The sequence below is a fragment of the Pseudomonas sp. GW821-FHT09E12 genome, assembly GCF_059416085.1.
On record NZ_JBWKOM010000003.1, the window covers coordinates 621,335 to 636,105 of the forward strand.

14 protein-coding genes are annotated in these 14,771 nt (G+C 62.8%); 10 read left to right on the top strand and 4 right to left on the bottom strand.

What is annotated here, in order from left to right; all coding sequences use genetic code 11:
- Nucleotides 1-4: 4 nt before the first annotated feature.
- Nucleotides 5-364, bottom strand: coding sequence for a YkgJ family cysteine cluster protein (locus AC07PQ_RS11415; protein WP_007926609.1), 360 nt, complete (start codon nt 362-364; stop codon nt 5-7).
- A gap of 337 nt (nt 365-701) precedes the next feature.
- On the opposite strand from AC07PQ_RS11415, the gene AC07PQ_RS11420 reads away from it, so the two are divergent.
- Nucleotides 702-2,048, top strand: coding sequence for a spinster family MFS transporter (locus AC07PQ_RS11420; RefSeq protein ID WP_101337035.1), 1,347 nt, complete (start codon nt 702-704; stop codon nt 2,046-2,048).
- Nucleotides 2,049-2,125: 77 nt separating this feature from the next.
- On the opposite strand, the gene rapA is transcribed toward AC07PQ_RS11420, so the two are convergent.
- Nucleotides 2,126-4,972 (bottom strand): RNA polymerase-associated protein RapA, encoded by a 2,847-nt coding sequence (rapA, locus tag AC07PQ_RS11425; protein ID WP_493185516.1) that lies wholly within the window; start codon nt 4,970-4,972, stop codon nt 2,126-2,128.
- 219 nt (nt 4,973-5,191) lie between these two features.
- Here rapA and AC07PQ_RS11430 point away from each other — a divergent pair, with 219 nt between their 5' ends.
- The 3 genes from AC07PQ_RS11430 (at nt 5,192) to ccoM (ending at nt 6,185) form a co-directional block, all read left to right on the top strand.
- Nucleotides 5,192-5,539 (top strand): hypothetical protein, encoded by a 348-nt coding sequence (locus AC07PQ_RS11430; RefSeq protein WP_007926605.1) that lies wholly within the window; start codon nt 5,192-5,194, stop codon nt 5,537-5,539.
- Between the two features lie 210 nt (nt 5,540-5,749).
- Nucleotides 5,750-5,923, top strand: coding sequence for a hypothetical protein (locus tag AC07PQ_RS11435; RefSeq protein ID WP_007926604.1), 174 nt, complete (start codon nt 5,750-5,752; stop codon nt 5,921-5,923).
- 145 nt (nt 5,924-6,068) lie between these two features.
- Nucleotides 6,069-6,185 (top strand): cytochrome c oxidase subunit CcoM, encoded by a 117-nt coding sequence (ccoM, locus tag AC07PQ_RS11440; protein ID WP_007926603.1) that lies wholly within the window; start codon nt 6,069-6,071, stop codon nt 6,183-6,185.
- Between the two features lie 267 nt (nt 6,186-6,452).
- Here ccoM and AC07PQ_RS11445 read toward each other — a convergent pair whose 3' ends face one another.
- The gene (locus AC07PQ_RS11445; RefSeq protein WP_007926602.1) at nt 6,453-7,928 is read right to left on the bottom strand and encodes an inorganic phosphate transporter; all 1,476 of its coding nucleotides are present in this window, start codon (nt 7,926-7,928) and stop codon (nt 6,453-6,455) included.
- 353 nt (nt 7,929-8,281) lie between these two features.
- Nucleotides 8,282-8,482 (bottom strand): hypothetical protein, encoded by a 201-nt coding sequence (locus AC07PQ_RS11450; RefSeq protein WP_009042495.1) that lies wholly within the window; start codon nt 8,480-8,482, stop codon nt 8,282-8,284.
- A 99-nt stretch (nt 8,483-8,581) separates the two neighbouring features.
- Here AC07PQ_RS11450 and AC07PQ_RS11455 point away from each other — a divergent pair, with 99 nt between their 5' ends.
- From AC07PQ_RS11455 to pcaF, 6 genes are all read left to right on the top strand, one after another.
- Nucleotides 8,582-8,779 carry a hypothetical protein gene (locus AC07PQ_RS11455; protein WP_037034830.1) on the top strand — a complete coding sequence of 66 codons (198 nt, stop codon included), beginning with the start codon at nt 8,582-8,584 and terminating at the stop codon, nt 8,777-8,779.
- A 336-nt stretch (nt 8,780-9,115) separates the two neighbouring features.
- Nucleotides 9,116-9,958 carry a pca regulon transcriptional regulator PcaR gene (pcaR, locus tag AC07PQ_RS11460; protein ID WP_007926599.1) on the top strand — a complete coding sequence of 281 codons (843 nt, stop codon included), beginning with the start codon at nt 9,116-9,118 and terminating at the stop codon, nt 9,956-9,958.
- Nucleotides 9,959-10,268: 310 nt separating this feature from the next.
- A complete protein-coding gene (pcaK, locus tag AC07PQ_RS11465; RefSeq protein WP_007926597.1) occupies nt 10,269-11,615 on the top strand; it encodes a 4-hydroxybenzoate transporter PcaK in 1,347 nt (448 codons plus the stop codon).
- A 298-nt stretch (nt 11,616-11,913) separates the two neighbouring features.
- A complete protein-coding gene (locus tag AC07PQ_RS11470; RefSeq protein ID WP_009042497.1) occupies nt 11,914-12,771 on the top strand; it encodes a CoA transferase subunit A in 858 nt (285 codons plus the stop codon).
- The gene (locus AC07PQ_RS11475) at nt 12,768-13,550 is read left to right on the top strand and encodes a CoA-transferase subunit beta (protein ID WP_493185563.1); all 783 of its coding nucleotides are present in this window, start codon (nt 12,768-12,770) and stop codon (nt 13,548-13,550) included. Before AC07PQ_RS11470 ends, AC07PQ_RS11475 begins: the two co-directional genes overlap by 4 nt.
- Nucleotides 13,547-14,752, top strand: a complete 1,206-nt coding sequence (gene pcaF, locus AC07PQ_RS11480) for a 3-oxoadipyl-CoA thiolase (protein ID WP_493185564.1) — start codon at nt 13,547-13,549, stop codon at nt 14,750-14,752. The genes AC07PQ_RS11475 and pcaF overlap by 4 nt, the downstream gene beginning before the upstream one ends.
- Nucleotides 14,753-14,771 lie beyond the last annotated feature (19 nt).

Genomic DNA, 14,771 nt, shown 5'->3' on the forward strand with positions numbered 1-14,771 from the left:
TGAGCTAAGCACTCTGTTCGAAGTACAGCGTCGGCTCCAGGGGCGCGAGCCCGAATGCCGCGCGCGCGGCGTCGCAATCGACGTTCTGTTGGCCATTTTCCCAGGACGCCTCGAACTCGCGGCAGGTACTGGAACGCTGGTGATAGATCGAACAGCTGACTTCCTTGCCGACCTCGCCGGTCAGCGCGGTGCAGCGGGTCGGCTTGCAATCGGTACCGAGCATGGCGACCCGGCTGGGGCTGATGGACGCCACCAGATCGTCGGGGACCGTACCGCCGGAAGAGGCGCATTCACCCCAGAAAAAAGACACACGAAAGTGTGAACAGCAGGCACCGCAATTCAGACACGGACTGGCTTCGGACATGGGCGTATTCAAAGGGGAGGAGGTTGATGAGGGGGTCAGCAAGGCCGCTATTCTAGGCTTCGCAACGGCCTTGGGAAGGGGGCGCGCGAGGTATTTTTCAGGCCCTGCGCAAGCCCTTGAAAAATCGGGCTTTAGCCCCGGTATCCGGGGGCTTGCGGCGGATTTTGCGGGGGCGATGGCGTTGTTCGGGCGGCCGTCGAGCGCGGTCGACGACCTGTGCTTCGGATTGCCTGGTATCAGCCTTACGAATCATTACAGACAAGCGCGGCGGGGCTGACTAGATTGCAACTTCCAGGCTCGGTTGCGTCTGGCCGAATAACAATAAAGAGACCGACCCATGCAGAACTCGACCCAAGCGGCGAATGCCTGGCGCATTCTGTTCCTGTTGTTCCTGGCTAACCTGTTCAACTTCTTCGATCGCACCATTCCGGCCATCATCATCGAGCCGATCCGCATGGAGTGGCACCTGAGCGACTTCCAGATCGGCATCATCGGCACTGCCTTCACCATCGTCTACGCCATTGCCGGCCTGCCCCTGGGGCGCATGGCCGATACCGGGTCGCGCAGCAAGCTCATGGGCTGGGGCCTGGCGGTGTGGAGCGGGCTGACCGCGGTCAACGGCCTGGTGGGCAGCTTCTGGAGTTTCCTCGTCGTGCGCATGGGCGTCGGCATCGGCGAAGCCAGCTATGCGCCGGCGGCCAACTCGCTGATCGGCGACCTGTTCCCGGCCCATCGCCGGGCCCGGGCCATGGGCATCTTCATGCTTGGCCTGCCGCTGGGCCTGTTGTTGGCGTTCTTCACCATCGGCGCCATGGTCAAGGCCTTCGACAGCTGGCGCGCGCCGTTCTTTATCGCCGCGGTGCCGGGCCTGTTGCTGGCAGTGTTCATGTTCTTTATCAAGGAGCCCAAGCGTGGGGCGGCGGAAGCCGTCAAGGTCTCCCAGGAGCGCGTCGACCGGCCGATCCGCCGGGTGCTGGCGATCCCGACCTTTCTCTGGCTGGTGCTGGCCGGGCTGACTTTCAACTTCGCCACCTACGCCTGCAACTCGTTCCTGGTGCCGATGCTGCAGCGTTACTTCCTGATGCCCTTGCAGGAAGCCGCGGTGGCGACTGGGGTGATAGTCGGGGTGACCGGCCTGTTCGGCCTGACCCTGGGCGGCTGGGTCGCCGACAAGATTCACCAGCGTGTCGCCAATGGCCGGTTGCTGTTCGCCGCCTTCAGCATGTTGATCTCGACCCTGTGCACCGCCTGGGCCCTGCATGCCGGGCGCATCGAGATCGGGGTGTTCGTCGCGGTGTTCAGTGTCGGCTGGCTGTTCGCCTACAACTTCTATACCTGCGTTTACACGGCGATCCAGGATGTGGTCGAACCACGCCTGCGGGCCACGGCCATGGCGCTGTTCTTCGCCGGCCTGTATCTGCTGGGCGGAGGCCTGGGGCCGGTGGTAGTGGGGGCGTTGTCCGATCACTTCGCCCATGCGGCGATGTACGCCGCAGGAGCCGGGCAGATGACCGAGGCGTTCAAGGCAGTCGGCCTGCATGACGCCATGTACCTGATCCCGGTGGCGTTGCTGTTGACCATGCTGTTCCTGTTCCTGGCCTCGCGCTGCTTCGTACGCGATGCGCAGCGGATGAAGGACGGGTTGGTACCGGGCGAGCCGGCGGGGGCGGCGGTGGCGGCTTGAACAGTGCTTCTACAGAAGCAGATAAAAAAAGGCCCGCATTGTGCGGGCCTTTTCATTTACCGGCAGAGCAGGGGGGATCAGCCCGCCACCAGGACCCGGATCGCTTCCAGGCGCAGCGCGGCTTTCTCAAGCATCGCCAGGCCTTGTTCGCGTTGTTGACGCAGGGCCACCAGTTCGCTGTCGCGCACAGTCGGGTTGACCGCCTGCAACGCGGTCAGGCGCGCCAGTTCTTCGTCGGTGTCGGCGGCCAGGCGCCGTTGCGCCTCGGCCACGCGCTCGGCGTGACGCGGGGCGATCTTCGCTTCGCCGGCGTTGATCTTCGGCGTCAGCTGGTCGCGCTGGGCCTGGATGAATTTGTTGGCGCTGGCCCGTGGCACGCTTTCCAGCTGGTCGTTGAGGGTCTCGAAGGCGACGCGCGCCGACAGGTCGTTGCCGTTGGCGTCCAGCAGGCAGCGCAGGGCAGCCGGTGGCAGGTAGCGGCCCAGTTGCAGCGAGCGCGGTGCCACCACTTCACTGACATACAGCAGTTCCAGCAACACGGTGCCGGGTTTCAGCGCCTTGTTCTTGATCAGTGCCACGGCGGTGTTGCCCATGGAACCGGACAGCACCAGGTCCATGCCGCCTTGCACCATCGGGTGCTCCCAGGTGATGAACTGCATGTCTTCGCGAGACAGCGCCTGGTTGCGGTCGTAGGTGATGGTCACGCCTTCGTCGTCGCCCAGCGGGAAGCTGGCGTCGAGCATTTTTTCGCTCGGCTTGAGGATCAGCGCGTTGTCCGAATGGTCTTCGCTGTCGATGCCGAAGGCGTCGAACAGGGTTTCCATGTAGATCGGCAGGGCGAACTGGTCGTCCTGCTCGAGGATCGCTTCCACCAGTGCATCGCCTTCGCCGGCGCCGCCGGAGTTGAGCTCCAGCAGACGGTCGCGGCCGGTGTGCAGCTCGGCTTCCAGGCGCTCGCGCTCGGTGCGCGCCTCGTCGATCAGCGCTTGCCACTCGCCGTCGTCGGCTTCTTCCAGCAGCGGCAGCAGGCGCGGGCCGAACTGATGCTGCAGGGCGTTGCCGGTCGGGCAGGTATTGAGGAAGGCGTTCAGCGCTTCGTGGTACCACTGGAACAGGCGCTCTTGCGGGCTGGTTTCCAGGTACGGCACATGCAGCTCGATCACGTGTTTCTGGCCGATCCGGTCGAGACGGCCGATCCGCTGCTCCAGCAGGTCCGGGTGCGACGGCAGATCGAACAGCACCAGATGGTGGGCGAACTGGAAGTTGCGACCCTCACTGCCGATTTCCGAGCAGATCAGCACCTGGGCGCCGAACTCTTCGTCGGCGAAGTAGGCGGCAGCGCGGTCGCGCTCGAGGATGTTCATGCCTTCGTGGAATACCGTGGCCGGGATGCCGGAACGTACGCGCAGGGCGTCTTCCAGGTCCATGGCGGTTTCCGCGTGGGCGCAGATCACCAGGACCTTGGTGCGCTTGAGCATTTTCAGCTGGTCGATCAGCCACTCCACGCGCGGGTCGAACTTCCACCAGCGTTCTTCTTCGCTGGCGTCCGGCTGGGCCTGGAAGCTGACTTCCGGGTACAGCTCGGCGTGCTCGCCCAGCGGCAGTTCCAGGTACTCGTCCGGGCATGGCAGCGGGTACGGGTGCAGCTTGCGTTCGGGGAAGCCTTGCACCGCGGCGCGGGTGTTGCGGAACAGCACGCGGCCGGTGCCGTGGCGGTCCAGCAACTCGCGCACCAGGCGCGCACTGGCTTCAGTGTCGCCGTCGTTGACGGCGGCGAGCAGGGCTTCGCCTTCGTTGCCGAGGAAACTGTGGATGGTCTTGTGCGCTTCGGGCGACAGGCGTCCTTTATCCAGCAATTCCTGCACGGCTTCGGCCACCGGGCGATAGTTTTCGCTCTCGGCGCGGAAGGCGGCCAGGTCGTGGAAGCGGTTCGGGTCGAGCAGGCGCAGACGGGCGAAGTGGCTGTCCTGGCCCAGTTGTTCCGGGGTGGCGGTGAGCAGCAGGACGCCAGGGATCACCTCGGCCAGCTGTTCCACCAGCGCGTATTCCGGGCTGACCTGGTCTTCGTGCCACACCAGGTGGTGCGCTTCGTCGACCACCATCAGGTCCCAGCCGGCGGCGAACAGCGCGTCCTGGGCCTTCTCGTTGTCCACCAGCCATTCCAGGGCCACCAGGGCGAGCTGGGTGTCTTCGAAGGGGTTGGCGGCATCGCTTTCGATAAAGCGTTCTTCGTCGAACAGCGCAACCTGCAGGTTGAAGCGCCGGCGCATTTCCACCAGCCACTGGTGCTGCAGGTTCTCCGGGACCAGGATCAGCACACGGCTGGCGCGGCCCGACAGCAGCTGGCGGTGGATCACCAGGCCGGCTTCGATGGTCTTGCCCAGGCCCACTTCGTCCGCCAGCAGAACCCGCGGCGCGATACGGTCGGCGACTTCACGGGCAATGTGCAACTGGTGGGCGATAGGTTGGGCGCGTACGCCACCCAGGCCCCACAGCGACGATTGCAGCTGGCGGCTGGTGTGTTCCAGGGTGTGGTAGCGCAGGGAGAACCAGGCCAGCGGGTCGATCTGCCCGGCGAACAGACGGTCGCTGGCCAGGCGGAACTGGATGAAGTTCGAGAGTTGGGTTTCTGGCAGGGTGACGACTTCGTTCTGCCCGTTGAGGCCGTGGTAGACCAGCAGGCCGTCGACGTCGTCGACTTCGCGCACGGTCATTTTCCAGCCTTCGAAGTGGGTGATGGTGTCACCCGGGGAAAACCTCACGCGAGTGAGGGGCGCATTCCGTAGCGCATACTGGCGAGTGTCGCCAGTGGCCGGATAGAGCACGGTCAGCAAGCGGCCGTCCTGTGCCAGAACGGTGCCTAGACCTAGCTCGGCTTCGCTGTCACTAATCCAGCGTTGCCCCGGTTGATACTGCTGCGCCATGCTGCCTGACTCCCGCCTTGAAAAAGCCGACTATGTTAACGGATCGGCGGCCTCAGGCCAAAGGACTCTAACAAAAACAACTACGCTGGAAGGTAGCGTATCGGGCGCATTTGTCGGGGCTCGGGGCACTATCGGCTGACGACTGGGTCACAAGTTTGCGACCGATGGCTCAAGTCGCCCCCGCAGCAGCCGACAGCCTGCCGACAGGAGACCAATAATATGCTGCCCCCGATGCTGCCCTTGAGTGCCGTGCCCGTGACCTCCCAGCAGGATCCGATCCGGCCGCGCCCGGATATCCCGCCGGTGGTACCGGTGCAACAGAGTTCCAACGAAAGCACCATCGACCTGCACAAGCGCGATGCCGAACAGTCGGCGCTGCTGCTGCGCGAAGAACAGCAGCGCCAGCAGCAAAGGCACAAACGCCAGCGCGAAGCCGAGGCTGCGGACGATCCCGAACTGCACCTGGCTGTGCCCGGGGACGAGTTGAATGCCGACAACACCGTGCCGGTGGCGCCGCTGATCGAGGACGCGCCACGCCAGGGGCTGTGGGTCGACGTCGAGGTTTAGATACCGCTCTTTAAATACCTGCGACAGCGGAGCAGGGGATCACACACCGCAATCCGCGCGGTGCTGGTCAAACGACGGGCCTCCACCTTTAATTGCGCTGAATATCTGCCGATCACTGGTCAGCCGCCGCGTCACGCCGCATTATTGGCAAACCCGCAAGGGCCGTAGCCACACTCTATATAGAGGCTCCGGTCGACATAGACCTGAACGATGCAAGCCAACGCCATGAGCCAAGACGACAACCTGATCGACCTGAACGCCGAACGTGCCAAGCGTGTGCATGACTTGAAGGAAAAGCGCCTGAACGAAGTGCGTCAGGCATTCGAGCAGGCAATGCCTTTGGGCAAGCCGAAGAAGAAACCGAAAAAGCCGAAAAAGCGCTGAACCGGGCGCGATCTGTTGATGTAAGTCAGTTATTTCCCCTTCCTGTCGTCCTGTCTTGGTCGACCATTGACCCCGGTCAATTTTCCCCGCCGCCTCTTTGGTTAACTTAGCCCCATCGCAACAGGGCAAGAGCAGGAGGCCAGTCATGTTTTTCGACAATGTGGTGATCGCCGGAGTGCTGACTGTCGGCCTCATGGTTCTGTTTTTCGCCGGGTTTGGATTTTTCATCTGGAAAGATGCGCATAAACGCAAAAAACCTTAAGTCTTTCCGGTAACGAGCACGCAAGGCATTTTGGGCAACTTCGGTTGCCCTTTTTTTTGCCTGTGTATTTTGTAGGAGCGAGGCTTGCCCGCGATGGCGTCCGTTTGCGCGATACAGGTCTCCAGGTAGAACGCGGAATCAGGTTTCAAGGCTGCCTTGCAGCCCATCGCGAGCAAGCTTCGCTCCTACAGAAGTCGATCATTTATTTCAGGCACAAAAAAAGGTGCGACCCGAGGGGCGCACCTTTTTTGTCGCGGACTGAGCGAATCAGGTCCCGAGGGCTTTTGAGGCCAGCCAGAACAGACCGGCCGACAGCGCCACGGTTGCCGGCAGGGTCAGCACCCAGGCCAGCAGGATGGTGCGTATGGTGCCGCTTTGCAGGCCGCTTTTGTTGGCGACCATGGTTCCCGCCACGCCCGACGACAGCACGTGGGTGGTCGATACCGGCAGGCTGAAGATATTGGCCATGCCGATCAAGCCGGCGGCGGTGATCTGCGCCGACATGCCCTGGGCATAGGTCATGCCTTGCTTGCCGATCTTCTCGCCGATGGTCTGTACCACACGTTTCCAGCCGATCATGGTCCCCAGGCCGAGGGCCAGGGCCACGGCCAGGATCACCCAGAACGGCGCGTACTCGGTGGTGGCGGTCAGGTCTTTGCGCAACTTGTCCAGGTCAGCCTTTTCACGGGCCGCGAGGTGCGGCAGCTTGCCGACTTTCTTCGCGGTGTCATCCAGGCAGAGCAGGTAGCGACGCACTTCGATACGGCTTTCGGCCGGCAGCGAGTGATAGTCGGCTACACCCTTGAGGGTGCCCAGCAGCGCGGCGATGGTCGGTTCGGTCTGCTGCGGGTTGCAGCGGAACTTGCCTGGCAGGTCGTCTTTCACGCTTTTGCCCAGGGCCAGGAACTCGCCCAGGGAGTCCTCGTTACGCTGATAGAACTGGCTCAGGTGCAGGGTGGCGTCGCGGGTACGCTCGATCTGATAGGTGGTGCTGTTCAGGTCGAGCACGAACTGCGCGGGCACGATACCGATCAGTACCAGCATGATCAGGCCGATGCCTTTCTGGCCGTCGTTGGAACCGTGCACGAAGCTCACGGCCATGGCCGAGATCACCAGCACCAGGCGATTCCAGAAGGGCGGGTGTTTCTTGTCGTCGACCTTGCGGCGTTGTTCCGGGGTCTTGTGCATCTTCGAGATCGGGCGCCACCACTTCAGACCGATCAGCACCAGGGCGGCAATCAGGAAACCGGCCATGGGCGAGAACACCAGGGAAGCACCGATGTCGATCGCTTTCTGCCAGTTCACGCCATCGCCCAGCGGGATGTCGTTGAGCAGGGCATTGGCCAGGCCGACACCGAGGATCGAACCGATCAGGGTGTGGGAGCTGGAGGCGGGAATACCGAAGTACCAGGTGCCCAGGTTCCAGGTAATGGCCGCGGCCAGCAACGAGAAGACCATGGCCAGGCCGTGGCCGGTGTTGACATTGATCAGCAACTCGACCGGCAGCAGATGGACGATGGCATAGGCCACGCCGACACCGCCCAGCAGCACGCCGAGGAAATTGAATACACCGGAAAAGAATACGGCCAGGTGCGGCGGCATGGCTTTGGTGTAGATAACAGTGGCAACCGCATTTGCGGTGTCATGAAAGCCGTTGATGAACTCGTAGGCGAGGACAAAAGCCAGGGCGAGCAAGAGGCTCACAAGCACCCAAGCATCCAGTCCGCTGAATAAATCGATCATGAAGGTTTTCTGACCCGGTCATAAGGGGGCGCGATTATGCCAGAAAACCCTGGTAATCGATGCACTAGGTGCTGGTTGGTAACATTCTTCAACGAAAAAGCCGGAGGCAGGCCAATGGCCATGCCTTTTTTCGGGGCATGGGCAAGCCATTGATTTTACTGGGGCTCATCCTCAAGGCCAGGGGCGCAACGCTGAGCCAAACGTCTCAAACGCTTGTATGAAATTTCAGTGCCATGACACTTTTTGAGCCCTTTGGGGCCATTCGCTGCAACGCGGCGGATGCCAGGCCGACCTTGCGATCGACCTTTATCTGCAAGGGCATCGAGCCGTGCGAAAGTTTCAGGCGAACAGCGTCACGGCTGGTCTGCCTTGAGCTCTTTTTCCATCTTTTGCAGTTCTTGGGTGAAGGCCTGGTCGAGAACGCTGGCGCGCTTGCGCCAGGGTTTGCGTTCCGGTTCAGGCTGGGCGGCGTAGGTGGTGACTTCGCCTCCGTAAACTTCCTTGTAACGTTGTTCCTGGCGCTCAAGTTCCGCGCGCAGTTCGTCTTTCGTCACAGTGTTACCTAACTGAGTTGAGATTATCCCGATGATACGCATTACCTAGATCGGGTTTATCAAACCGCCTCGTACTCGGCTCGATTAAAGGAGCCAGGATTGCGATGGGGCTCGCCAAACCGCTTCTTGTTGCATGCGGCCACGCCACCGGACAAGAACAGCTGTCGTAGCAACAGTTACTTTTTTGCAAACGCATTGGCCGGGCATATTGAGATGAGCGTCAAGCGCTTGCTGCAGGAGGCGTCATTTACTCTACGCAGCCTGATGATGCTGCCGGACGCAGAAAAGCGCCGGTGATCACTTTGCTCATTATAGCGGCGGCCATGAATAACTCTATCGGCAATAAGTTAAAAATCATCAACTTGATATCAGGGTTTTGTTACACGAAAGTTTTAATCCGGATGACGAGAGCAGTTCTGTAACAAGGCCTGACAAGTTGCCTGGACTAATGCGGAAGAAATGAGAGTTTTATTGGCGACGAAAAAGCGGCACATCGCATGGCAGGCATTTATCGCGATGGATTGCGATTATCGGTCGATGGTTCGATAATCGCCCAATGTTGGCCGTGCAGGCTTGTGCATCCTCTCCAGTACGGCTTGTAATAAGCCGGACTTCCGTCGCAGAGAACCTGAAATGAACGATCAATTGCGTAATTCCTTCGCTTCCGCCGCGCCGCCGATTGTCGCTTCGCCGGCCAAGCGGATTCAGGCGCTGACGGGTGATCCGGATTTCATGACCTCTCTGGCTCGCGGCCTGGCGGTGGTCCAGGCCTTTCAGGAGCGCAAGCGCCATCTGACCATCGCCCAGATCAGCCACCGTACGGAGATTCCCCGTGCCGCTGTGCGCCGCTGCCTGCATACCTTGATCAAGCTCGGTTACGCCACCACCGATGGCCGCACCTATTCGTTGCTGCCCAAGGTGCTGACGCTGGGGCATGCCTATCTGTCTTCCACACCGCTGGCGGTATCGGCCCAGCCTTACCTGGACCGCATGAGCGAGCAACTGCACGAAGCCTGCAACATGGCCACCCTGGAAGGCGACGACATTCTGTACATCGCCCGTTCGGCCACCACCCAGCGCCTGATCTCGGTCGATCTCTCGGTGGGTGGGCGCCTGCCGGCCTACTGCACATCCATGGGGCGGATCCTGCTGGCGGCGCTGGATGACGCCTCGTTGCGCGAATACCTCGACCATGCCGACCTGCAAGCCAAGACCAGCCGTACCCTGCACACGCCGCAGGCGCTGCTCGAATGCCTGCAACAGGTCCGGCAGCAGGGCTGGTGCATCGTCGACCAGGAACTGGAACAAGGCCTGCGCTCGATCGCCGTACCGGTGTACGACGCTTCGGGCCAGGTACTGGCTGCGCTCAACGTCAGTACCCATGCCGGCCGCGTCAGCCGCGCCGAGCTGGAGCAGCGCTTCTTGCCGGGCCTGCTCAGCGCCAGTCGCGACCTCAGCGCCCAATTGTTCGCTTGAGGGCTGCCTGCTTAAGCTGTTCGATAAACGCACAGATACGCGCTTGCTGAATTGACGCTCTTTCCCTTGCCTCATTAATGTCGCGGCAGCGTCATCCGGCCACTGGAGCACCGCCTCTGCAATGGCCGCGTGACGCCCCCATAATAATGAAGAGGCCAACCCCCCATGAGCATCGCCCGCGCGCCCAGCCGCGCTCCTCTATCCTGCCTTCGCCTGCCGACGGCCTGATCCCGCAAGACCCTTTTCGATCTGAACCGACCAGCTCTGGCTGGCACCTGTGCGCCTGCGTTTTTCGCGTGGAATAAAAATAATGAACCAGCCTCAATCCGCTGTAGGGAACTGCCTCGATGTGCAGTCCTTTATCAATGCCCAGCCGCTGTCGCGCTATCAGTGGCGGGTGGTGATCCTGTGTTTCCTGATTGTCTTCCTCGATGGCCTCGATACCGCGGCCATGGGCTTCATTGCGCCGGCGCTGTCCCAGGATTGGGGTATCGACCGCGCCAGCCTCGGCCCGGTGATGAGTGCCGCGCTGATCGGCATGGTCTTCGGGGCGCTGGGCTCCGGCCCGCTGGCTGACCGCTTCGGGCGCAAAGTAGTCCTGGTGGGGGCGGTGCTGCTGTTCGGTGCCTTCAGCCTGGCGTCGGCCTACAGCAGCAATGTCGACCAGTTGCTGGTGCTGCGTTTCCTTACCGGCCTGGGCCTGGGCGCCGGCATGCCGAATGCCACCACGCTGCTTTCCGAATACACCCCCGAGCGCCACAAGTCGTTGCTGGTGACCAGCATGTTCTGTGGTTTCAACCTGGGCATGGCCGGCGGCGGTTTCATTTCCGCCAAGCTGATCCCGGCATTTGGCTGGCACAGCCTGTTGCTGATCGGCGGGATTTTGCCGCTGATCCTGGCAGTGGTGCTGCTGGTCTGGCTGCCGGAGTCGGCGCGTTACCTGGTGGTGCGCAATCGTGGCACCGACAAGGTGCGCAAGGCCCTGGCGCCCATCGAGCCGGGCACGGTCGGCCAGGCCGCGAGCTTCAGCGTGCCGGAACAGAAGACGGTGAAGGCGCGCAATGTGTTTGCGGTGATTTTCTCCGGGACCTACAGCGTCGGTACATTGCTGTTGTGGCTGACCTATTTCATGGGGCTGGTGATCGTGTACCTGCTGACCAGCTGGCTGCCGACCCTGATGCGCGACAGCGGCGCGAGCATGGAGCAGGCGGCCTTTATCGGCGCGCTGTTCCAGTTCGGCGGGGTACTCAGCGCCGTGGCGGTGGGCTGGGCCATGGACCGCTTCAACCCGCACAAGGTCATCGGCACCTTCTACCTGCTGGCCGGGGTCTTCGCCTACGCGGTCGGGCAAAGCCTGGGCAACATCACCTTGCTGGCAACCCTGGTGCTGATCGCCGGCATGTGCGTCAACGGCGCGCAATCGGCGATGCCATCCCTGGCCGCGCGCTTCTATCCGACCCAGGGCCGCGCCACCGGCGTGTCGTGGATGCTCGGCATCGGTCGCTTCGGGGCGATCCTCGGGGCCTGGATGGGCGCCACGCTGCTGGGGCTGGGCTGGAATTTCGAGCAAGTGCTGACCGCGCTGGTGATCCCGGCCGCGCTGGCGACCACGGCGGTGGTGATCAAGGGCATGGTCAGCCATGCGGATGCGACCTGATCGAATCAGCAAGGCGCTCCTCAAGGGAGCGCTGAATACCTGTAGCCGCTGCCGCAGGCTGCGATAAGGCCGAAGGCCTTCAGCGATCCTGAGATCTTCGCGACCGTTCCGCTCGATCGCAGCCTGCGGCAGCGGCCACAGCACAATCGATAGTCAGACAACAATCTGTTCGATAAACGAACGCTCAGTCGATTATCGGATTGTTTGGGTTTTTCCCTCGGCTTAATCTTCAGTCACTCCGGCGCATCCTTCGGCGCCTTTTTCTTCCAGTCGCTCAATAACAATCGGGAGATCCCCCATGGCTGAAATCCTTTCGCTGCACGACGCGGTGAAGCAGTTCGTCAACGACGGCGATACCGTCGCGCTCGAAGGCTTCACCCACCTGATCCCCACGGCCGCGGGTCATGAAATCATTCGCCAGGGCAAAAAAGACCTGACCCTGGTGCGGATGACCCCTGACCTGATCTACGACCAGTTGATCGGTGCCGGTTGTGCCCGCAAGCTGATTTTCTCCTGGGGCGGTAACCCGGGCGTCGGCTCCCTGCATCGCCTGCGGGATGCGGTCGAGAAGCAATGGCCGCACCCCCTGGAAATCGAAGAACACAGCCACGCCGACCTGGCCAATGCCTACGTGGCGGGCGCCTCGGGCCTGCCATTCGCGGTCTTGCGCGCTTATGCCGGTTCCGACCTGCCGAAGGTCAACCCGCTGATCAAGAGCGTGACCTGCCCATTCACCGGTGAAGTGCTGGCGGCGGTGCCATCGGTACGTCCTGACGTCACCGTGATCCATGCGCAGAAAGCCGACCGCAAGGGCAACGTGCTGTTGTGGGGCATTCTTGGCGTACAGAAGGAAGCCGCCCTGGCCGCCAAGCGCTGCATCGTCACCGTGGAAGAAATCGTCGACGACCTGAACGCCCCGATGAATGCCTGCGTGCTGCCGACCTGGGCCCTGAGCGCGGTCTGCCATGTGCCGGGCGGCGCCCATCCGTCCTACGCCCACGGCTATACCGAGCGCGACAACATCTTCTACCAGGCCTGGGACCCGATCGCCCGCGACCGTGAAACCTTCACCGCCTGGATCAACGAATACATCCGCGGCAGTGCTGACTTCAGCGAATTCCAGGCCAAGCTGGCCGCAGCAACGGGGGCCAAATAATGACTTACTCCACCAATGAAATGATGACCGTTGCCGCCGCCCGCCGCCTGCAGAACGGCTCGGTGTGTTTTGTCGGGATCGGCCTGCCGTCCAAGGCCGCCAACCTGGCGCGCCTGACCTCGTCGCCGGACGTGGTGCTGATCTACGAATCCGGCCCGATCGGCGCCAAGCCCAGCGTACTGCCGCTGTCCATCGGTGACGGCGAGCTGGCCGAGACCGCGGACACCGTGGTGCCGACCGGCGAGATCTTCCGCTACTGGCTGCAAGGCGGGCGGATCGACATCGGTTTCCTCGGCGCCGCCCAGGTCGACCGTTTCGGCAACATCAACACCACGGTGGTCGGCGACTACCACCAGCCGAAAGTCCGCCTGCCGGGCGCCGGTGGTGCGCCGGAGATCGCCGGCTCGGCCAAGAGCGTGCTGATCATCCTCAAGCAGTCGTCGCGTTCCTTTGTCGACAAACTCGACTTCATCACCTCGGTCGGTCACGGCGAAGGCGGCGACTCGCGCAAGCGCCTGGGCCTGCCAGGGGCCGGGCCGGTGGGGATCATCACCGACCTGTGCATCATGGAGCCGGAAGCCGGCACCCATGAATTCGTGGTGACCTCGCTGCACCCGGGCGTGACCCGCGAGCAGGTGGTCGCCGCCACTGGCTGGGCGATCCGTTTCGCCGACCAGGTGGCGGAAACCGCCGCCCCGACCGAGATCGAACTGACCGCCCTGCGTGACCTGGAAGCCCGCACCGCCGCGGCCCATGGCCAAACCCCGGGAGAAGCCTGATGCGCGAAGTGTTTATCTGTGACGCCATTCGTACCCCCATCGGCCGCTTTGGTGGCGGTTTGTCGACGGTGCGGGCGGACGATCTGGCCGCCGCGCCGATCAAGGCGCTGATCGAGCGCAACCCGTCGGTGGACTGGAGCGCGGTGGACGAGGTGTTCCTCGGCTGCGCCAACCAGGCCGGCGAAGACAATCGAAACGTGGCGCGCATGGCGCTGCTGCTGGCCGGGCTGCCGGAAACCATTCCGGGCGTGACCCTCAACCGCCTGTGCGCTTCGGGCATGGATGCCATCGGCACCGCCTTCCGCGCCATCGCCAGTGGTGAGATGGAGCTGGCCATCGCCGGCGGCGTCGAGTCGATGTCCCGCGCGCCCTTTGTCATGGGCAAGGCCGACACCGCCTTTTCGCGCAACATGAAGCTGGAAGACACCACCATCGGCTGGCGCTTCATCAACCCGCTGATGAAGGCTCAGTACGGCGTGGATGCGATGCCGCAGACCGCCGACAACGTCGCCGACGATTATCAGGTGTCGCGTGCCGACCAGGATGCGTTCGCCCTGCGCAGCCAGCAGCGCACCGCCGCGGCGCAGGCCGCCGGGTTCTTCGCCGAGGAAATCGTCCCGGTGCGTATCGTCCACAAGAAGGGCGAGACCGTTATCGAGCAGGACGAGCACCCGCGGGCCGATACCTCGCTGGAGACCCTGAGCAAGCTCAAGCCGGTCAACGGCGCGGACAAGACCGTCACCGCCGGCAACGCCTCGGGCGTCAACGACGGGGCGGCGGCGCTGATCCTGGCGTCGGCCGAGGCGGTGAAAAAGCACGGCCTGACCGCCCGTGCCCGGGTGCTGGGCATGGCCAGCGCCGGCGTGGCGCCACGGGTGATGGGCATAGGCCCGGTGCCGGCGGTGCGCAAGTTGACCGAGCGCCTGGGCGTGGCGGTCAGCGATTTCGATGTGATCGAACTCAACGAAGCCTTCGCCAGCCAGGGCCTGGCAGTATTGCGCGAACTGGGCCTGGCGGACGACGCGCCACAGGTCAACCCCAACGGCGGCGCCATCGCCCTCGGCCATCCGCTGGGCATGAGCGGCGCGCGTCTGGTATTGACCGCGCTGCACCACCTGGAAAAGACCGGAGGCAAAAAAGGCCTGGCGACCATGTGCGTAGGTGTCGGCCAGGGCCTGGCACTGGCCATCGAGCGCGTCTGACGCGCTTCTTATAAGAACG

What these genes read in the sequence shown, in the direction of transcription:
- AC07PQ_RS11420 (WP_101337035.1), top strand. Translation starts at nt 702, where the DNA reads ATGCAGAACTCGACCCAAGCGGCGAATGCCTGGCGCATTCTGTTCCTG.
- AC07PQ_RS11470 (WP_009042497.1), top strand. Translation starts at nt 11,914, where the DNA reads ATGGCTGAAATCCTTTCGCTGCACGACGCGGTGAAGCAGTTCGTCAAC.
- AC07PQ_RS11415 (WP_007926609.1), bottom strand. Translation starts at nt 364, where the DNA reads ATGTCCGAAGCCAGTCCGTGTCTGAATTGCGGTGCCTGCTGTTCACAC.
- pcaR (WP_007926599.1), top strand. Translation starts at nt 9,116, where the DNA reads ATGAACGATCAATTGCGTAATTCCTTCGCTTCCGCCGCGCCGCCGATT.
- pcaK (WP_007926597.1), top strand. Translation starts at nt 10,269, where the DNA reads ATGAACCAGCCTCAATCCGCTGTAGGGAACTGCCTCGATGTGCAGTCC.
- AC07PQ_RS11445 (WP_007926602.1), bottom strand. Translation starts at nt 7,928, where the DNA reads ATGATCGATTTATTCAGCGGACTGGATGCTTGGGTGCTTGTGAGCCTC.
- AC07PQ_RS11435 (WP_007926604.1), top strand. Translation starts at nt 5,750, where the DNA reads ATGCAAGCCAACGCCATGAGCCAAGACGACAACCTGATCGACCTGAAC.
- ccoM (WP_007926603.1), top strand. Translation starts at nt 6,069, where the DNA reads ATGTTTTTCGACAATGTGGTGATCGCCGGAGTGCTGACTGTCGGCCTC.
- rapA (WP_493185516.1), bottom strand. Translation starts at nt 4,972, where the DNA reads ATGGCGCAGCAGTATCAACCGGGGCAACGCTGGATTAGTGACAGCGAA.
- AC07PQ_RS11430 (WP_007926605.1), top strand. Translation starts at nt 5,192, where the DNA reads ATGCTGCCCCCGATGCTGCCCTTGAGTGCCGTGCCCGTGACCTCCCAG.